Origin of the sequence: Aurantimonas sp. NFXS3 (assembly GCF_049132005.1) — a bacterium.
GTDB lineage: Bacteria > Pseudomonadota > Alphaproteobacteria > Rhizobiales > Rhizobiaceae > Aurantimonas > Aurantimonas coralicida.
The window spans coordinates 13,958-31,699 of sequence record NZ_JAGDDZ010000004.1 but is presented as its reverse complement, the minus strand read 5'-3'; the positions used below and the strand labels follow the sequence as shown (position 1 = coordinate 31,699).

General features: G+C 67.9%; 13 protein-coding genes. 1 reads left to right on the top strand and 12 read right to left on the bottom strand.

Going from position 1 to position 17,742, the window contains the following annotated elements; translation table 11 throughout:
• The first annotated feature begins 156 nt into the window (after positions 1-156).
• Complete coding sequence (locus tag J3367_RS12470) at positions 157-1,305, top strand: CaiB/BaiF CoA transferase family protein (RefSeq protein ID WP_024351668.1); 1,149 nt, start codon at positions 157-159, stop codon at positions 1,303-1,305.
• Between the two features lie 24 nt (positions 1,306-1,329).
• Here J3367_RS12470 and J3367_RS12465 read toward each other — a convergent pair whose 3' ends face one another.
• The 12 genes from J3367_RS12465 to J3367_RS12410 all read right to left on the bottom strand — a co-directional run bounded on the left by J3367_RS12465 (position 1,330) and on the right by J3367_RS12410 (position 17,676).
• The gene (locus tag J3367_RS12465) at positions 1,330-4,815 is read right to left on the bottom strand and encodes an efflux RND transporter permease subunit (RefSeq protein ID WP_421461250.1); all 3,486 of its coding nucleotides are present in this window, start codon (positions 4,813-4,815) and stop codon (positions 1,330-1,332) included.
• Entirely contained in the window at positions 4,812-5,996 is a 1,185-nt protein-coding gene (locus J3367_RS12460) for an efflux RND transporter periplasmic adaptor subunit (protein ID WP_024351670.1), read from the bottom strand. Before J3367_RS12460 ends, J3367_RS12465 begins: the two co-directional genes overlap by 4 nt.
• Before the next feature lie 95 nt (positions 5,997-6,091).
• Positions 6,092-6,733: a TetR/AcrR family transcriptional regulator gene (locus J3367_RS12455; RefSeq protein WP_244877518.1), complete on the bottom strand. Its 642-nt coding sequence runs from the start codon at positions 6,731-6,733 to the stop codon at positions 6,092-6,094.
• Between the two features lie 154 nt (positions 6,734-6,887).
• Positions 6,888-8,405 carry a tripartite tricarboxylate transporter permease gene (locus J3367_RS12450; protein ID WP_024351672.1) on the bottom strand — a complete coding sequence of 506 codons (1,518 nt, stop codon included), beginning with the start codon at positions 8,403-8,405 and terminating at the stop codon, positions 6,888-6,890.
• Between the two features lie 6 nt (positions 8,406-8,411).
• Positions 8,412-8,882, bottom strand: a complete 471-nt coding sequence (locus J3367_RS12445) for a tripartite tricarboxylate transporter TctB family protein (RefSeq protein ID WP_024351673.1) — start codon at positions 8,880-8,882, stop codon at positions 8,412-8,414.
• A gap of 227 nt (positions 8,883-9,109) precedes the next feature.
• Complete coding sequence (locus J3367_RS12440; protein ID WP_024351674.1) at positions 9,110-10,090, bottom strand: Bug family tripartite tricarboxylate transporter substrate binding protein; 981 nt, start codon at positions 10,088-10,090, stop codon at positions 9,110-9,112.
• A gap of 185 nt (positions 10,091-10,275) precedes the next feature.
• Complete coding sequence (gcvP, locus tag J3367_RS12435; RefSeq protein WP_024351675.1) at positions 10,276-13,128, bottom strand: aminomethyl-transferring glycine dehydrogenase; 2,853 nt, start codon at positions 13,126-13,128, stop codon at positions 10,276-10,278.
• Positions 13,129-13,140: 12 nt separating this feature from the next.
• On the bottom strand, positions 13,141-13,503 hold the full coding sequence (gene gcvH, locus J3367_RS12430) for a glycine cleavage system protein GcvH (RefSeq protein ID WP_024351676.1): 363 nt from the start codon (positions 13,501-13,503) through the stop codon (positions 13,141-13,143).
• A gap of 17 nt (positions 13,504-13,520) precedes the next feature.
• Positions 13,521-14,663 (bottom strand): glycine cleavage system aminomethyltransferase GcvT, encoded by a 1,143-nt coding sequence (gene gcvT, locus J3367_RS12425; protein ID WP_024351677.1) that lies wholly within the window; start codon positions 14,661-14,663, stop codon positions 13,521-13,523.
• Between the two features lie 114 nt (positions 14,664-14,777).
• Positions 14,778-16,103, bottom strand: coding sequence for a TRAP transporter large permease (locus J3367_RS12420; protein WP_024351678.1), 1,326 nt, complete (start codon positions 16,101-16,103; stop codon positions 14,778-14,780).
• Positions 16,096-16,581, bottom strand: a complete 486-nt coding sequence (locus tag J3367_RS12415; protein ID WP_024351679.1) for a TRAP transporter small permease — start codon at positions 16,579-16,581, stop codon at positions 16,096-16,098. The genes J3367_RS12420 and J3367_RS12415 overlap by 8 nt, the downstream gene beginning before the upstream one ends.
• A 66-nt stretch (positions 16,582-16,647) precedes the next feature.
• The gene (locus J3367_RS12410) at positions 16,648-17,676 is read right to left on the bottom strand and encodes a DctP family TRAP transporter solute-binding subunit (RefSeq protein WP_024351680.1); all 1,029 of its coding nucleotides are present in this window, start codon (positions 17,674-17,676) and stop codon (positions 16,648-16,650) included.
• Positions 17,677-17,742: the final 66 nt, after the last annotated feature.

Sequence of the window (17,742 nt, the reverse complement as noted above, 5' to 3'; positions counted from 1 at the left end):
GCGCTTATGGCCGCGTCGCGTCGCATCGATGACGGAGCGGCCGGTTATTGCATTTCCTGCCTTACGATGTCACCGCCGTGGGAACGGTCGCTCAGGGCGGTCACGGTCCTTGTGCGAGCGCATCCTGTCTGTCGCTCGAAACCTGCGGAGAGCCCCATGAACGATGATCTTGCCGGCATCCTGGTCGTCTCCGTCGAACAGGCGGTTGCCGCCCCCTACGTCTCGGGGCGGCTGGCCGATGCCGGGGCGCGGGTCCTGAAGATCGAGCGGCCGGAGGGCGATTTCGCCCGCGGCTACGACAGTCTCGTCCATGGCGAGAGCGCCTATTTCGTCTGGCTGAACCGCGGCAAGGAATCGGTCCGGCTGGACCTGAAGGATCCGGCCGACCGGGAGCGCCTGGCGGTGCTGATCGGCGAGGCCGACGTGTTCATCCAGAACCTCGCCCCCGGCGTCATTTCGCGGCTGGGCTTCGACATGGCGGAACTGCGTGAACGCTTCCCCCGGCTGATCACCTGCGCGATCTCCGGCTATGGCGACGACGGCCCCTTCGCGCATCTGAAGGCCTACGACCTCCTGGTGCAGGCCGAGACCGGCCTGTCCTCGGTGACCGGCAATGCGGAAGGTCCGGCCCGCGTCGGCGTCTCGGTCTGCGACATCGCCGCCGGCATGACGGCGCTGTCGTCGATCATGCAGGCGCTGTTCGTGCGCGAGCGCACCGGCAAGGGCCGGCACATCTCGCTGTCGCTGTTCCACGCTTTGTCGGACTGGATGAACGTGCCGTATCTGCAATATGTCTATGGCGGCAAGACACCGCCGCGCAACGGCCTCTCGCATCCGACCATCGCGCCATACGGCGTCTTCGAATGCGCCGACGGACGGGCGATCCTGTTCTCGATCCAGAACGAGCGGGAATGGGCCAATCTCTGCGCCAGGGCGCTCGAGCTGCCGGATCTGGCCACCGACGAACGTTTCGCCTCGAACAATGCGCGGGTCGCCAACCGTCCGGCGCTGGAGGCGATCATCCAGGAGGTGTTCTCGCGCTTCGACCGCGACGCCATGGCCGAGAAGCTGGAAGCGGCGAAGATCGCCTATGGGCGCCTGTCGACCATGGAGGACGTCAAGCACCACGCCCAGAACCGCACGGTGACGGTGGAGACGCCGACCGGGCCGGTGACGATGCTGGCGCCGGGCTTTCTCGTCGACGGAAAGCTGCCGGAGTTCGGCCGCGTGCCGGCACTCGGCGAGGACACCGACGCGGTCTTCGCCGAATTCGGCCTGACCGGTTCGGACGGCAAGGCCGGCTGATACCGATCGCCGCCGCCGCCGGGACTATTCGGCGGCGGGCTGCATCTTGGGCGCCGGCAGTTCGTCCTTGGCGCGCTGGGGGAATTCCGTCACCCGGCGCCAGGACGGCGCGTCCGGCTCATCTTGCGTCGCGTCCGCCGCGGCGGCACGGGCGGGGGCGGCCGGGACTTCGCCGGTCGCGTCACCGTCGTCGCTGGCATTCGGCCGCACCAGCCAGCGGAACAGCCGGCCGACCGTGTGGCTGAGATCGTCCATCAGCGTATAGAGCGACGGGATGAAGATCAGCGACAGGACGGTGGAGACCAGCAGGCCGCCGATCACCGCGATCGCCATGGGCGCGCGGAACTCGCCACCTTCGCCGGTCGCCATGGCCGCCGGCACCATGCCCGCCGCCATGGCCAGCGTGGTCATGATGATCGGACGGGCCCGCTTGCGGCCGGCGTCGATGATCGCCTCGGTCTGGGGCATGCCGTGCTTTTCCTGCTCGACGGCGAAATCCACCAGCATGATCGAGTTCTTGGTGACGATGCCCATCAGCATCAGGATGCCGATGACCACCGGCATGGAGATCGCCGTGTGGGTGAGGAGCAGGGCGCCGACGACGCCGCCGACCGACAACGGCAGCGAGGCGAGGATGGTCAGCGGCAGGAAGACGCTGCCGAACAGCAGGATCAGCACGACCAGCACCATCATGATGCCGGCGCTCATGGCCGAGGCGAAGCCGGCGAAGACCTCGCCCTGGATCTCGGCGTCGCCGACTTCCTGGATGCGCACGCCGGGCGGCAGGTTCTTCACCGCCGGCAGCGACATGATCCGCTCGCTGCCCTGGCCGATCTCGTAGCCGGGCGCCATCGAGGTGCCGACCTTCACCAGCCGCTCGCGGTCGTAGCGGTCGATGGTCGAGGGGCCCTGGCCGAAGCCGATATCGGCGACGCTGTCGAGCGGCACCGAGGCGCCGGTGCCGGTCGTCACCCGCAAATTGCGGATGGTCGACAGGTCCTGGCGGGCGCTTTCGCGCAGTTCCACCCGGATCGGCACCTGCCGCGTGCCGACATTGAACTTGGCGAGATTTGCCCCGACGTCGCCGATGGTGGCGACGCGCACCGTCTCGGAGATCGCGTCGGGTGCGATGGCGAGATCGGCGGCCTTGTCGAGCCGCGGCACGATGCGGATCTCGGGCCGGGCGAAGGACGCCATGGCCGACGGGTTGGCGAAGATCGGATCGCGCCGCATCTGGGCTTCGAGGTCGGCCGCGGCGGCGGACACCTTCGCGCCGTCGTCGCCCAGGATGCCGACGGAGAGTTCGCGCTCGCCGCGATCGTTGACGTAATAGGAGCGGATGTCGGGGATCGCCGCCAGCTTGGCGTCGATGATCGGCTCGAGCTGGGCCTGGCTGCGGGTGCGCTCGAACTTGCGCGTCAGGTTGATGGTCAGCGCGGCGCGGCGCACCTCCAGCGTGCCGGTCGGACTGGAGCCGCCGATCACCAGGACGCTGCGCACCTCCGGCAGTTCGCGGATCGAGGCGACGGCGTCGTCGGTGACGGCGCGGGTGGTTTCCAGCGTCGAGCCGGGCGGCAGTTCCAGTGACACGACGATGCGCGAGGCGTCTTCCTTGGGAATGAAGCCGGTGGGCAGATATTTCACCGCATCGATCGACAGGGCGAAGAGGCCGATGCCGACCGCCAGCGTGATCCAGCGCCAGCGCACGGTCACGCGCAGGAAGCGCGTATAGGCCCGCATCAACAGGCCGTCGCTCTGCTCGGTCGGGTGCGGCATGCCCAGATAGGCGAGGAGGATCGCCAGCCCCACGGCCCCGGCCATGACGAAGAGCGACAGTTCCGTCGCCTGATCGAAGCTCAGCGCCGGCACCATGGCGGCATAGGGGCCGAGTGCTCCGGTCACCGGATTGTCCGGTCCGGCCGAGGGCAGGAAGGCGATGGCGAAGAGCACGCCGATGGCAAGACCTGCCAGCGGTGCCAGCAGCATCAGCCGGCGGCGCAGCAGCCGCCCGAAGCTCGGCCCGCCGACAGCATGGGCGTGGAAGAAATAGGCCGCCAGCATCGGGGTGATAAGCCGGGCGACAAGCAGCGAGAAGAACACCGCCACCGCGACCGTCAGGCCGAACTGCTTGAAGTACTGGCCGGCAATGCCGCCCATGAAGCTCACCGGCGAGAACACGGCGATGATCGTCATGGTGATGGCGATGACGGCCAGGCCGATCTCGTCGGCCGCTTCCATGGCCGCGCGGTAGGGCTTCTTGCCCATGCCGATATGGCGCTCGATATTCTCGATCTCGACGATGGCGTCGTCGACGAGAATGCCGGTGACCAGCGTGATGGCGAGCAGGCTGACCAGATTGAGCGAGAAGCCCATCAGGTCCATCGCCCAGAAGGTGGGGATGGCGGCGAGCGGCAGGGTGATCGCCGCGACGGCCGTGGCGCGCCAGTCGCGCAGGAAGAGCAGCACCACGATGACCGCCAGGAGCGCGCCCTCGGCGAGGGTCTCCATGGCGGATTCGAAATTGCCGTAGGTGTAGGTGACGCTGTCGTCGATCTTGGAGAAGGTGACGTCCGGATTGGCCGCGGCGAGCTTGGCCACGACCTCGGCGGCGCGGTCGGCGACGGTCGTGTCGCTGGCGCCCTTGGAGCGGTAGATCGAGAAGGCGACGACCGGCCGGCCGTCGAGCCGGGCGAAGGAGCGCGGCTTTTCCCAATTGTCGACGACCTCGCCGAGTTCGGCGAGGCGCACCTGCCGGCCGCCGCGCAGATAGATGCGCGTCTCGGCGAGCCCCTGCACCGTGTCGGCAGAAGAGAGGGTGCGGATCGCCTGTTCCTGGCCGCCGAATTCGCCGCGACCGCCCGACAGGTCGACATTGGTCGAGCGCAGCTGCCGGTTGACCTCGCCGGCGGTCACGCCGAGGGCGGCCAGCCGGTCGGGATCGAGCCGCACCTGGATCTCGCGCTCCACGCCGCCCATGCGCTCGACCCGGCCGACGCCGTTGAGGCCCTGCAAGGCGCGGATGACCACGTCGTCGACGAACCAGGACAATTGCTCCGGCGTCTTGCCGGGCGAGGCCGCCGCATAGGTGACGATCGACTGGTTCTCGACCTCGATGCGCTGGATGACCGGTTCGTCGATCGTCAGCGGCAGATCGGAGCGGATCTTCGCGACCGCGTCCTTGACGTCGTTGGTGGCGCGGTCGGTGTCGATCTCCAGCCGGAATTCGGCGGCCGTCACCGAGGAGCCGTCGGTAATGGTGGAGGTGACGTGCTTGACGCCGGAAATGCCGGCGATGGCATCCTCGACCTTCTTGGTGACCTGCGTCTCCAGTTCCGATGGCGCGGCGCCGGATTCGGTGATGGTGACGGCGACGACGGGCACGTCGATATTCGGAAAGCGCGTGATCGGCAGGCTGATGAAGCTGGAGATGCCCAGCGCCACCAGCACGAAGAACAGGAGGATCGGCGGGACCGGGTTGCGGATCGCCCAGGCGGAGAAGTTCCAGTTCATCCTTCGCCCTCCGCACTCTTCAGGGCGACGGCCGTCACCGCGTCGCCGTCGCGCACGAAGGTGCCGGCCAGCGCCACGACCTGGTCGCCGGCCTCGAGCCCTTCGAGGATCTCGGCGTCGCTGCCGGTGGTGATGCCCAGCGTGACCTCGCGGGTCTCGATGGTGCCGTCGCGCACCACCTGCACCACGGCCGTGTCGGCATCGGCGATGATCGCGGTGCGCGGAACGACGACGCCGGTGGAGCGGTCCGTCTCGACCACGCCGCGGGCAAAGCTGCCGGTGCGAAGCTCGGACGAGGCGGGCAAAGCGACCCGGATGCGGCCGAGCCGCGTCGTCGCGTCCACCATGGGCGAGACGAGGCGGATCTTGCCGGTGACCGGTTCGCCGCCGCCGGCCAGGGTGACCGTCACGGCCTGCCCTTCAGCCAGCCGGCGCAGCACGGTCTCGCCGACCTCGGCATCCAGCTCGATCTGACCGTCACGGGCGATCTCGAACAGGCTGCCGCTGGCCCCCGAGACGACGCTGCCGAGGCGGGCGGCCCGCGACAGGATCAGCCCGTCCGTGGGTGCCTTGATCTCGGCCTTCGCCTTGCGCAGTTCCAGTTCGCGCCGCTCGGCAAGGGTCAGCGCCCGGTCGGCCTCGGCGACGGCGACGCCCTGGCGGGCGCTGGCGAGCGCGGCGTCGGCGGATGCGGCGGCCGAGACGCGCTGGTCGAGGACGTCCTGGCCGACAATGCCCTTCTCTGCGAGCGGCCTCGTGCGGGCGAGGGCGGACTGGGCCTCGGTCGCGACGGACTCGGCTTCGGCGATGCGGCTCTTGGCCTGGGCGATCGCGGCATCGGCGCGGGCGGTCTGGGACTGGCTGCGGGCGAGGCCGATCTCGATCATGTCGGTGTCGAGCCGGGCGAGGACATCGCCGGCTGAAACGATATCGCCCTCGTCGGCCAGCAGCGCCTCGATCCGCAGGCCTTCGACGTCGCTGCCGACGACGACGGTCTCGCGCGGCCGCAACGTGCCGGTGACGGTGACGGTGGAGACGATCTCGCGGCGCTTCGCCTCGACGACGGAGACGCTGGGCGCCTGCAGCGCGGCGGTCGCGGCCGGCGCATCCTGGGCCATGGCGCTGGCCGGCATGGCTGCGACGGCGGCTGCCAGAAGAAGGGCGAGGGGACGCAGGGACATGGCAGGCCTCGATCTCTTGCGGGCCGGGCCCGCCTGATGGAACGTCCGTCGCCGACCATGTCGGGTCAGGTGACCGCCGCAGGGCGGCGCGGAATTCAAGCGGTGGCGGGTGGCCGGGGGGCCAGAAGGCCCTCCACGATGCGCCGCAGATACGGCTCGATGGTTTCGATGTCGAAGTCCTGTTCGATCTGCAGCCGCATCACCAGACCGTCGCCGACCGACAGGAGCACGGTGAGGACGACGCCCAGATCGATGTCGGCGGCGATCTCCCCGCGATCATGGGCCTGCTGCAGGGCTTCGCGAAAGGCCCGGCGCACCTCCAGCTCGATCTCGTGGAAACGCTTGCCGATGGTGGTGTTGCGGATGCTTTCCGAGCAGATCTCGACCATCAGCCCGCCGGTGTCGGGATCCAGCGTCTGGCGCAGATATTCCATCGCCACGGCGACGATGCGGTCGAAGATGCTGCCGGGGCCGCCGAGCAGCGCCATGCAATTGGCGGCGTTGCCCCGCTCTTCCTCGGCGATCGCCTCGATGATCGCGTCCTTGGACGGAAAATACCGGTAGAGCGCCCCGGGGCTCATCTTCGCCTCGGCGCAGATCTGCTGCATCGACGCGCCATGAAAGCCGGCCCGGGCGAAACAGGCCCGCGCGGCGGCCAGCACCTGAACGCGGCGCTGGTCCTGGGCCGTCATTGCGGAGCCGTCGGGCAGGGGGGTGGTCGCGGGCAAGGGCAGCATCCGGATCTGAGAGCGAACGATCGTTCTCATAGCTTCTGCTGCACTGCACGTAAAGTCGTTTGCCGGCGATGAATCGTCTGAATTCATCGCCGGCGTTCGTTACGCAAGCCTTATGATGGAGGGGCTCCGCGCCGCCGGCCTGCGCCGGAGGCGGTCAGTCGCCGGCCGCCGGTTCCGGCCGGGCGGATCCCTTTTTGCGTCGCATGAGCATCATCATGATCAGCGGCAGGCACCAGATCGCGATGGTGAACAGGCCGAGCCCGGCGGCGATGGGCCGCTCGAAGAAGGCCAGGAAACTGCCATCGGCCTTGATCATCGAGGTGATGAAGTTCTGCTCGAGCATCGGCCCGAGGACGAGGCCGAGGATCGCCGGGGCGATCGGGATGTCGTTCTCGTCCATCAGGAAGCCGAGGATGCCGAAGATCAGCATCAGGATGACGCCGAAGATCGAGTTGTTGATGGCGAAGGAGCCGACGATGCAGAACATCAGGATGATCGGCATCAGGACGCGTTCGGGGATCGACAGGATGGTGCCGGCCGACTTGATCGCCACCCAGCCCAGCGGCAGCATGATGATGTTGGCCAGGAAGAAGACGATGAACACCGCGTAGATTAGCTGCGGGTCGTTGATGAACACCGTCGGGCCCGGGTTGATGCCCTTGATGTAGAGGACGCCGATGACGATCGCGGTGATGGAATCGCCGGGAATGCCGAAGACGAGCGCCGGAATCCAGGCGCCGCTGACGGCACCGTTGTTGGAGGCGCCGGATTCCACGAGGCCTTCCACATGGCCGGTGCCGAATTTCTCCGGCGTCTTGGAGAAGCGCTTGCTGACGGCGTAGGAAATCCAGGCGGCGATGTCGGCGCCGGCGCCCGGAAGCGCGCCGATGGCCGTGCCGAACGCGCTGCCGCGAAACACCTGGACCGGGTAGCGCTTGAAGTTCTTCCACTGGCTGAGGAAGACGCCGTCGCCGCTGGACCGGGCGATGGCCGGCCGGGCGACCCGCGCCACGACCGAGCGCAGCACCTCGGATACGGCGAAGAGGCCGATCATGGCGGGAATGAACTGGACGCCGGCCAGAAGCTCGACATTGCCGAAGGTGTAGCGCGGCTCGCCGGCCGGATTGTCGATGCCGACGGTGGCGGCGAACAGGCCGATCAGCAGCGAGATGATGCCGCGGGTCACCGAGCCCGGCGACACGAAGATCGCGCAGGACAGGCCGAGCACGACCAGCCAGAAATACTCGAAGGAAGAGAATTTCAGCGCGACTTCCGCCAGCGCCGGCGAGGCGGTGACGAGGACGATGGTGCCGAAGATGCCGCCGATCGAGGAGAACACCAGGGCCGCGCCGAGGGCTTCCTCGGACCGGCCGGACCGCGTCATGCGGTAGGCGTCCTCCACATAGGCGGCGCTGGCAGGCGTGCCGGGCATGCGCAGCATGGCGCCGGGAATGTCACCGGCGAAGATCGCCATGGCCGTGGCGGTGACGATCGCCGCGATGGCGGGCACCGGATCCATGAAGAAGGTGATCGGCACCAGGAGCGCCGTCGCCATGGTCGCGGTCAGGCCGGGAATGGCGCCGACGAACATGCCGAAGCAGGCGGACCCCAGGATGACCAGGAGGACATAGGGCTGGAAGACGAGCCCGAGGGCTTCCACGATAACGGACATGATCGACTACCAGAGAAATCCGAGGGCGCTGCGCGGAAGCGGAACGAGCAGCAGGCGGCCGAAGGCCTGCTGAATGACAATGGTCGCCAGGAGCGACACGACGATCGCGGTCACCGGCCGGGTGCGCAGGGTGAGCATCAAGGTGAGGATCACCACGAAGGCGGTGGGCACGAAGCCGAGCGCCTTGGAAAACAGGATGTAGAAGAGGATGAGGCCCACCGCGACCGACAGGCCGATCAGCGACACCGGCGAACGGGCCCATTCGGCCAGCGCGAAGGCCGGCTGGTCGGTCCCGGCGATCACCGCCTTGCCGATCATGAACAGGCCGAGGCCCATCGCGACGAGGGCGATGGTGGTGGGCATGGTCTCGGCCCCGTAGGCCTGCCCCGGAATAGGCGAGAACTGCAGCGCGGAGAGGTAGATCCCGCCGCCGCACAGAAGCGCGAGAATGCCGAGGGAAAGATCGTTCAGTTTCATGGACGCGGTGACATCCTCGCCTCAGGGCCGTTCGGGAAATCGGACGGCGCCTGGCGCCGGTTCGAAGAGCGTCTCCCGCCGCGAAGGGCAGGGCAGAGGGCAGCATGTGGAGCGGTGCGGCGGGACGGCCGCGGTGGATGGCAGCCCGGCGGGCGCCGACGCGTCTGCCGGTCGCGGGTGCCCGAAAAGCAACGGCGACGCCCGAAGGCGCCGCCGCTGTCGTCCCGTTACTTGGCCAGACCGGCTTTCTTCATGACTTCGCCGAGGCTGGCGTCGTCGTCGGCGACGATCTTCGTCGCTTCCTCGCCGGCGGCCCAGCGCATGCCGAAGCCGCGGTCGTTCATGAAGGTCTGGTACTCGTCGCTGTTGTAGGCCTTCTCGATGGCCGCCGTCAGCTTGGACTTGACGTCGTCCGGCAGGCCGTCGGGGCCGACGACCGTGCGCCAGACCGCGAGGGTCCAGTCCGAGCCGGTGGCTTCCTTCAGGGTCGGCACGTCCGGGAAGGCTTCCTGGCGCTCGGCCGCCATGGTGGCCAGCGGACGCACGCGCTCGGCGTCGATCATCGAGCGGCCTTCGGCCAGCGACGACGGCACGATGTCCACGCCGCCGGCGACCATGTCGGTGATGCCCGGTGCCGCGCCCTGGCTCGGAACCCAGGTCACCTGATCGGGTGCGAGGTCTTCCGACAGGAGCCAGCCAGCGAGGCCGAGATGCCAAATGCCGCCCTGGCCGGTGCCGGAGCCCTTGAAGGTGCCCTTCGGCTCCGACTTGAGCGCCTCGAGCAGCTTCTCGAGGGAATCATATTCGGAATCGGCCGAGACCATGACGCCGCCCGGATCGGCATTGACCATGGCGAGGATGTCGAAATCCTCATAGGTCAGCTCGGTCAGGCCCTGCCAGTGCATCATGTCGATCTCGATCGTCATGATGCCCAGCGTATAGCCATCGGGCTCGGCATTGGCGATGGCGCTGTGGCCGACGACGCCCGAACCGCCGGTGCGGTTCACGACATTGACCGGAACGCCCAGCTCTTCCTGCAGCAGCGAGGCGAAGATGCGGCCCACGGCATCGGTGCCGCCGCCGGCGCCCCAGGGCACGATCATCTGGATCGGCCGGTCCGGATATTCCTGCGCGGTCGCAGCGCCGGCGCCGAGCAGCGTCGTGCCCATCAGGGCCGCGGCGAGGGTCATCAAGGTGCGTCTGTACATGGATCCTCCCAGATCAGTTGCGCGGCAGTACCGGATGGCTGCCCGCCAGAGGCAGGATGTCTGCCCCGTCTCCCCTTCTCGAAGCGCCGCCTTGCGGCGACGCCTCAACTCCGGCTGCGACTATCGGTGCCGCAACGCGCCATGTCAATGTATACGTTACGCCCTCGATGCCGGCCGCTCCTCCACTATTCGGCGGCTTCCTGGTAGGCCTCCATGGGCGGGCAGGAGCAGACGAGGTTGCGGTCGCCATAGACGTTGTCGACCCGGTTGACCGGCGCCCAGTACTTGTCGACCCGGAAGGCTCCGGGCGGGAAGCAGGCCTGCTCGCGGCTGTAGGGACGGTCCCAGTCGCCGACCAGATCCTCCACCGTGTGCGGGGCGTTCTTCAGCGGGTTGTTGTCGCGGTCGATCCGGCCTTCCTCGATGGCCCGCGCCTCCTCGCGGATCGCCAGCATGGCGTCGCAGAAGCGGTCGAGCTCGGCCTTGGGCTCGGATTCGGTCGGCTCGATCATCAGCGTGCCGGACACCGGCCAGCTCATGGTCGGGGCATGGAAACCGCAATCGACCAGCCGCTTGGCGACGTCGTCGACGGTGACCCCGGCGCTGTCCTGCAGGATCCGGGTGTCGATGATGCATTCATGCGCGACCCGGCCGTTCTTCGCCTTGTAGAGCACCGGATAGGCGTCCTGCAGGCGGCGGGCGATGTAGTTGGCGTTGAGGATCGCCACCTTGGTCGCCTGGGTCAGGCCGGCACCGCCCATCATCAGGCAGTAGCTCCAGGAGATCGGCAGTATCGAGGGCGAGCCGAAGGGCGCTGCCGAGACCGGGCCGGCCTCGCCGCCGGTCTGCGGGTGGCCCGGCAGATGCGGCGCCAGATGCGACTTGACCGCGATCGGCCCCATGCCTGGACCGCCGCCGCCATGGGGGATGCAGAAGGTCTTGTGCAGGTTGAGGTGGCAGACGTCGGCGCCGATGTCGCCGGGCCGGGCGAGGCCGACCAGCGCGTTCATGTTGGCGCCATCGAGATAGACCTGGCCGCCATGGGCGTGGACGATGTCGCACAGCTCGGCGACGCTCGCCTCGAACACGCCGTGGGTCGAGGGATAGGTGATCATGCAGGCGGCGAGATTGTCCGCATGCTTCTCCGCCTTGGCGCGGAAATCCTCGACGTCGATGTCGCCGTTCTCGGCCGAGCGTACCGGCACGACCTTCATGCCGGCCATCTGCGCCGAGGCCGGATTGGTGCCATGGGCCGAGGTCGGGATCAGGCAGATGTCGCGGTGTGTGTCGCCGCGCCCGTGGTGATAGGCGCGGATGGTCAGGAGCCCGGCATATTCGCCCTGCGCGCCGGAATTGGGCTGCATCGACACGGCGTCGAAGCCGGTGATGACGCAGAGCTTGGCCGACAGGTCGTCGATCAGCGCCTTGTAGCCGAGCGCCTGGTCCTGCGGCACGAAGGGATGCAGCTCGGCGAATTCCGGCCAGGTGATGGGCAGCATCTCCGCCGTGGCGTTGAGCTTCATCGTGCAGGAGCCGAGCGGGATCATCGAGCGGTCCAGCGCCAGATCCCGGTCGGAGAGCCGGCGCATGTAGCGGGTCATCTCGCTCTCGGCCCGGTTCATGTGGAAGACCGGATGGGTCATGTAGTCGCTGGTGCGCAGCATGCCGTCGGGCAGCCGGTAGCCCATCTCGAAATCCTCGGCTGCGAAATCGCCGCCGAAGGCCCGCCAGACCGCCTCGATATTGCCCGGACGGGTGCGCTCGTCGATGCTGATGCCGATGCGGTCGTCGCCGATCTTGCGCAGGTTCACGCCGCCGGCCACCGCCGCGTCGAGGATCACCCGCTGCAGCCGGCCGACCTCGACGGTGATCGTGTCGAAGAAGGCATCCGGCTCGATGGTGTAGCCGAGTTTCTCCAGGCCGGTGGCGAGCAGCGCGGCGCGCTGATGCACGCGCTGCGCGATCGCCTTGATGCCGGTCGGGCCGTGGAAGACGCCGTACATGGAGGCCATGACGGCGAGCAGCACCTGGGCGGTGCAGATGTTCGACGTCGCCTTCTCGCGGCGGATGTGCTGCTCGCGGGTCTGCAGGGCCAGACGGTAGGCGCGGTTGCCGCGCGAATCCACCGACACGCCGACGATGCGGCCGGGCATGGCGCGCTTGTGGGCGTCCTTGACCGCCATGTAGGCGGCATGCGGGCCGCCGTAGCCCATCGGCACGCCGAAGCGCTGCATGGAGCCGACGGCGATGTCGGCGCCCATGTCGCCTGGCGTCTTGAGGAGGGCCAGCGCCAGCGGATCGGCGGCGACGATGGCGAGCGCATTCTCGGCGTGGAGCGCGGAGAAGGTCGCGGTGAAGTCGTGGACGTGGCCGTAGGTGCCCGGATACTGGACGATGGCGCCGAAGACGTCCGAGGCGACCAGATCTGTCATCGGGTCGCCGACCACCACCGACAGGCCGAGCGGCTCGGCGCGGGTGCGGATGACGCCGATGGTCTGGGGATGGCAGTCGGCATCGACGAAGAAGACGTCGCGCTTCGACTTGGAGACCCGATGGGCCATGGCCATCGCCTCGGCCGCGGCCGTTGCCTCGTCGAGGAGCGAGCTGCTGGCGATGTCGAGGCCGGTGAGGTCGCAGATCATCGTCTGGAAGTTCAGCAGCGCCTCGAGCCGGCCCTGGCTGATCTCCGGCTGGTAGGGCGTATAGGCCGTGTACCAGGCCGGGTTCTCCAGGATGTTGCGCTGGATGACCGGCGGCGTGATCGTGCCGTAATAGCCCTGGCCGATCAGCGAGACGAGCTTGACGTTCATGTCGGCGGTCTCGCGCAGCGCGTCGAGGGCCTGGCGCTCGGTCATCGGCGTGCCCCAGTCCAGGGGCTCGGCCTGCCGGATCGAGGCCGGGACGGTCTGGTCGATCAGCGCATCTAGGCTGTCGACGCCGAGCAGGGCGAGCATTTCGTCCATCTCGGCGGGAGACGGGCCGATATGGCGCCGATTGGCGAAATCATACGGATCGTAGTCGGTGAATTCGGTGCCCATGCTGTTCAGTCCTTACCCGACCATCGCCTTGTAGGCGGCCTCGTCCATGAGCGCCTCGGCGGCGGAGGGATCGGACAGCTTCATCTTGAAGAACCAGCCGGCCTCCTGCGGGTCGTTGTTGACGATGGAGGGGTCGTCGGCGATCGCCTGGTTGACCTCGGTGATCTCGCCGTCGAGGGGCGCGTAGATCTCGGAGGCCGCCTTGACCGATTCCACCACGGCGGCGTCGTCACCCTTGGCGAAGCTGGCGCCGACCGCCGGCAGTTCGACGAAGACGAGGTCGCCGAGCTGGGTGGTGGCGTGTTCGGTGATGCCGACCGTCGCGGTGTCGCCGTCGATCTGCAGCCACTCGTGTTCCTCGGTGAACTTCAACATGTAAACGTCCTCTCGCTTCAGCGGCGCTTGTAGCCGGGTGTGACGAAGGGCAGGGGGGTGACGGTCACGGCCAGCCGCTTGCCACGGACTTCCGCAAAAAGCCGGGTGCCCGATCCGGCCAGTTCGGCCGGAACGTAACCCATGGCGACCGGCGCCTCCAGTGTCGGACCGAAACCACCGGAGGTGACGGTGCCGACCGGTGCGCCGCCCTCGGCCTCGGCGAACAGGCTGGTGCCGCCGCGTACGGGGGCCCGGCCTTCCGGCAACAGGCCGACGCGGCGCCGGGTCGCACCCTCGGCAAGCTGTTTCAGGACGATGTCGGCACCGGGAAAACCGCCCTCGCGGTCGCCGCCGGCCTTGCGGACCTTCTGCATCGACCATTCCAGCGCGCCCTCTACCGGGGTCGTCGTCGTGTCGATGTCGTTGCCATAGAGGCAGAGCCCGGCTTCCAGGCGCAGCGAGTCGCGGGCGCCAAGGCCGATCGGCTCCACCGTCTCCAGCGCCAGCAGGCCTTTCGCCAGCTTCTCGGCGGCGTCGGCGGGAACCGAGATCTCGTAGCCGTCCTCGCCGGTATAGCCGGAGCGCGAGACGATGCAGGCGGCGCCGAGAAGGTCGAGCGCCCGCACGTCCATGAAGCGCATCTCGGCGACGGCCGGGTTCAGCGTGGCAAGGGCGGCCTCGGCGGCCGGCCCCTGCAGGGCCAGAAGCGCGCGGTCGGTCAGGGGCTCGACCTCGCACGTATCGTCGAGCCCGGCGCGCAGATGGGCGATGTCCTGCTCCTTGCAGGCGGCGTTGACCACCAGGAAGAGATGGTCGCCGCGATTGGCGATCATCAGATCGTCGAGAATGCCGCCGTCGGAACCGGTGAAGACGGCATAGCGCTGGCGGCCCTCCTTCAATCCGGCGACATCGACGGGCACCAGCGTTTCCAATGCCAGCGCGGCGTCGGCGAGATCGCCCGATTTCGGCCGGATCGCCACCTGGCCCATATGCGAGACGTCGAACAGGCCGGCGGCGGCGCGGGTATGGAGATGCTCCTTCATGACGCCGGCGGAATATTGCACCGGCATGGAATAGCCGGCGAAGGGCACCATCCGGGCGCCGAGCGCCACATGCAGGGCGTCGAGCGGCGTCGTGTGCAGGGCGTTGGTCTCGGCCAAGGGTAAGCTCCTCTTCAGGGCGCCGGCTGGGAGGCGGGCGCCGTCGCGCGCGACGATAGCGATCTTCGCTGCGCCCGTCATCGGCAGCCGCACCGTTCCCACGTTGCCCGGCGCTCAGCCCATGAAGGCCGTGAGAATCCGCGACAGGCCGGGGAAGGCGGCGACGAGGGCAAGGCCGACGAGGCTGGTCAACAGGAAGGGGATCGCCCCCAACGCGATCTTTTCCAGCGACAGGCGGGTGATGTTGGCGGCGACGAAGAGGTTGATGCCGACGGGCGGCGTGAACAGGCCGATGGCCAGATTGACCATCAGGAGAACGCCGAACCACACCGGGTCCCAGCCGAGTTCGCGCACCACCGGCAGGAAGATCGGCAGGGTGATGAACATGATGGTGATGGCATCCATGAACATGCCGGCGACCAGCACCACCGCCATGATGACGAAGAGGATCACCCACTGGTTGTCGCTGAGGCCCAGCAGCACCGAGGAATACTTGCCGACGAGGTCGTCGACGGTGACCACCCAGCCGAACAGGCTGGCGAAGGCGACGACCAGCATGACCACGGCCGAGGAGGAACTGGCTTCGACGAGCGCCGCGTAGAGGGTGCGCCAGGTCAGGGTGCGATAGACGAACAGGCCGACGAGAAGCGCATAGACCGTGGCGACGATCGCCGCCTCGGTCGGGGTGAAGACGCCGGCATAGATGCCGCCGAGAATGACCACCGGGGTCAGCAGGCCCCAGAAGGCATCGACGAAGGAGCGTGCCAGCCGCTCGCCATAGGGGCGGTCGGCATAGGGCGGCGGGACCAGCGAGGCGAGGCCGGCGCCGGACCGGGCGGCCGTGCGGGCGCGGTCGGCGAAGGGCAGGGTCAGCAGCATCAGCGCGCCCATGACCATGCCCGGGACGATCGCTGCGATGAAGAGTTCGGCGATTGAGGTTTCGGCGATGACGCCGTAGATCACGAGGCCGATCGAGGGCGGAATGACGATCGACAGGGCCGCGCCGGTGCACACCAGCGCCGCCGCGAAGGGCCGCGGATAGCCGTCCTCGGCCATGCCCTTGATGATCAGCGGACCGATGGCGGCGACGGAGGCGGGGCCGGAGCCGCTGACGGCGCCCCAGAACAGGCAGACCACCGTGCCGACGATGCCCATGCCCCCCGGCAGCGAACCGACCAGCACGCGGAAGAAGCGGATCATCCGTTCGGCGATGCCGACCGTGCCCATCAGCGTGCCGGCGAGGATGAAGAAGGGGATCGCCAGCAGCGAGAATTTCGAGATGCCGCTGGCCAGGAGATCGCCGACGAGATCGAGGCCGAAGCCGATCGCCCACATGGCGTAGAGCGAGGACAGGCCGAGCGCGAAGGCGACCGGCACGCGCAGGAACAGAAGGACGAAGAACAGGAGCACCATCTGGGTGCCCGGATCGAGATCAGGCATGCCGCTCGTCCCCGGCGCGCAAGGCGCGGTCGAAGCCCAGCGTGTGCTGGACGAGGCGCAGGGCGATCAGCAGGAAACCCAGCGGCAGGCCGAGCGTGTAGTACCAGGCCGGGACCTGCAGGCCGGGCGAGGTGACGCCGCTGGCATATTGATGCGCGACGAGGCCGTAGCAGTACCAGGCCGACAGGCAGAGCAGGAAGACCGAGAGGCTGGTGGAAAGCCACAGGCCGACGCGGCGCCCGGCCGGCGGCAAAAGGTCTGCAAACAGGGTGACGGCCAGATGCTCGCCGCGGCGGGCGGCGATGGCGGCCCCGAAGATGGTCAGCAGGAGAAATCCGTTGAGGAGGATCTCCTGGGTAGCGGCGAAGGAATAGCTGGTCAGATAGCGCACGACCACGTTGAGAAAGCCGATCCCGGTCATCACCAGGAAGATCACCGCGCAGACGATCTTCTCCGCATCCTCCAGAACTGCGCGCATCGACATATCCAACTGGCCGGCAGGGTGGGACGGGCGGCGTTCCAAAGAACGCCGCCCTTCAGGCGATCAGTTCGCGGGCTTGGCGGCGTCGCCGCCGGAGTTCGCAACGGTGTCTTCGAACAGCGCCACCAGCTCCGGGCCGACCTTGGCGGCCCAGGTGTCGTAGGCCGACTTGGTCGCCTGGCGGAAGGCGTCGATCTCCTCGGCGTTCGCCTCGTAGACCTCCATGCCCTTTTCCTTCAGGAACTCGATACCCGAGGCGGTATCCTCGCGGGTGATATTCTTCTGGTAGGCCATCGCCTCCTCGGCGGCGGCGCGGACCATCTCCTGGCGCTCGGCGTCCCAGCTGTCCCAGAGCTTCTGGCTGACGCCGACGAAGATCGGATCGTAGGAATAGTGCCAGGGGGTGATGTACTTCTGTACCTCGTAGACGCGCTGCGGGATGATCACCGCGCCGATCGGGTTCTCCTGGCCGTCGACGACGCCCTGCTGCAGGGCCGAGAAGGTCTCGGTCCACTGCATCTGCTGCGGGTTGGCGCCCAGCGCGTTCATCACGTCGATATACATCGGGCCGGCGACGCGCATCTTCAGGCCCTTGAGGTCGTCCGGCGTCTTGATCGGATGGACGTTGTTGGTCACCTCGCGGAAGCCGTTCTCGCCCCAGGCGAGGACCACGATGCCGTGGCCGGCCATGATCTCTTCCATGCGGTCGCCGGGCGCGCCCGACGTGGTGGCGTCGACGTCGTCATAGTCGGTGTAGAGATAGGGCAGCGAGAACACCGCCATCTCGGGCACCAGCGGGGTGACGTTGATCGCCGAGGTGACGACGAAGTCGAGGGCGCCGCGGCCGACCATCTCGGCCTGCTTCATCTGGTCGCCGCCGGTCAGCTGGGCGTTCGGGAAGATGCGGATGTCGAGTTCGCCGCCGCTCTTTTCCTGGAGCAGCTCGTTGAACTTCTCGGCGCCCTTCTGCCAGGTCGTGGTGTCGTTGGTGTTGTGCGACAGGCGCAGCGTCTCGGCCAAGGCCGGCGTCAACTGCAGGGCGGCAAGCGTGGTGGCGATGGCCGTTGCGGCCAGGAGTCTGGCGAATTTCAAGGTCGGTCCTCCCCGATCGAATGAAGTCAAAGGCCGGCTCAACCTCCCGAGCATCCACATGGTGGA

Excerpts from the sequence above, each read along its gene's own strand:
- J3367_RS12440 (WP_024351674.1), bottom strand. The coding sequence starts at position 10,090 with ATGTACAGACGCACCTTGATGACCCTCGCCGCGGCCCTGATGGGCACG.
- J3367_RS12455 (WP_244877518.1), bottom strand. The coding sequence starts at position 6,733 with ATGCTGCCCTTGCCCGCGACCACCCCCCTGCCCGACGGCTCCGCAATG.
- J3367_RS12445 (WP_024351673.1), bottom strand. The coding sequence starts at position 8,882 with ATGAAACTGAACGATCTTTCCCTCGGCATTCTCGCGCTTCTGTGCGGC.
- J3367_RS12465 (WP_421461250.1), bottom strand. The coding sequence starts at position 4,815 with ATGAACTGGAACTTCTCCGCCTGGGCGATCCGCAACCCGGTCCCGCCG.
- J3367_RS12460 (WP_024351670.1), bottom strand. The coding sequence starts at position 5,996 with ATGTCCCTGCGTCCCCTCGCCCTTCTTCTGGCAGCCGCCGTCGCAGCC.
- gcvH (WP_024351676.1), bottom strand. The coding sequence starts at position 13,503 with ATGTTGAAGTTCACCGAGGAACACGAGTGGCTGCAGATCGACGGCGAC.
- J3367_RS12420 (WP_024351678.1), bottom strand. The coding sequence starts at position 16,103 with ATGCCTGATCTCGATCCGGGCACCCAGATGGTGCTCCTGTTCTTCGTC.
- J3367_RS12415 (WP_024351679.1), bottom strand. The coding sequence starts at position 16,581 with ATGCGCGCAGTTCTGGAGGATGCGGAGAAGATCGTCTGCGCGGTGATC.
- gcvP (WP_024351675.1), bottom strand. The coding sequence starts at position 13,128 with ATGGGCACCGAATTCACCGACTACGATCCGTATGATTTCGCCAATCGG.
- J3367_RS12470 (WP_024351668.1), top strand. The coding sequence starts at position 157 with ATGAACGATGATCTTGCCGGCATCCTGGTCGTCTCCGTCGAACAGGCG.
- J3367_RS12450 (WP_024351672.1), bottom strand. The coding sequence starts at position 8,405 with ATGTCCGTTATCGTGGAAGCCCTCGGGCTCGTCTTCCAGCCCTATGTC.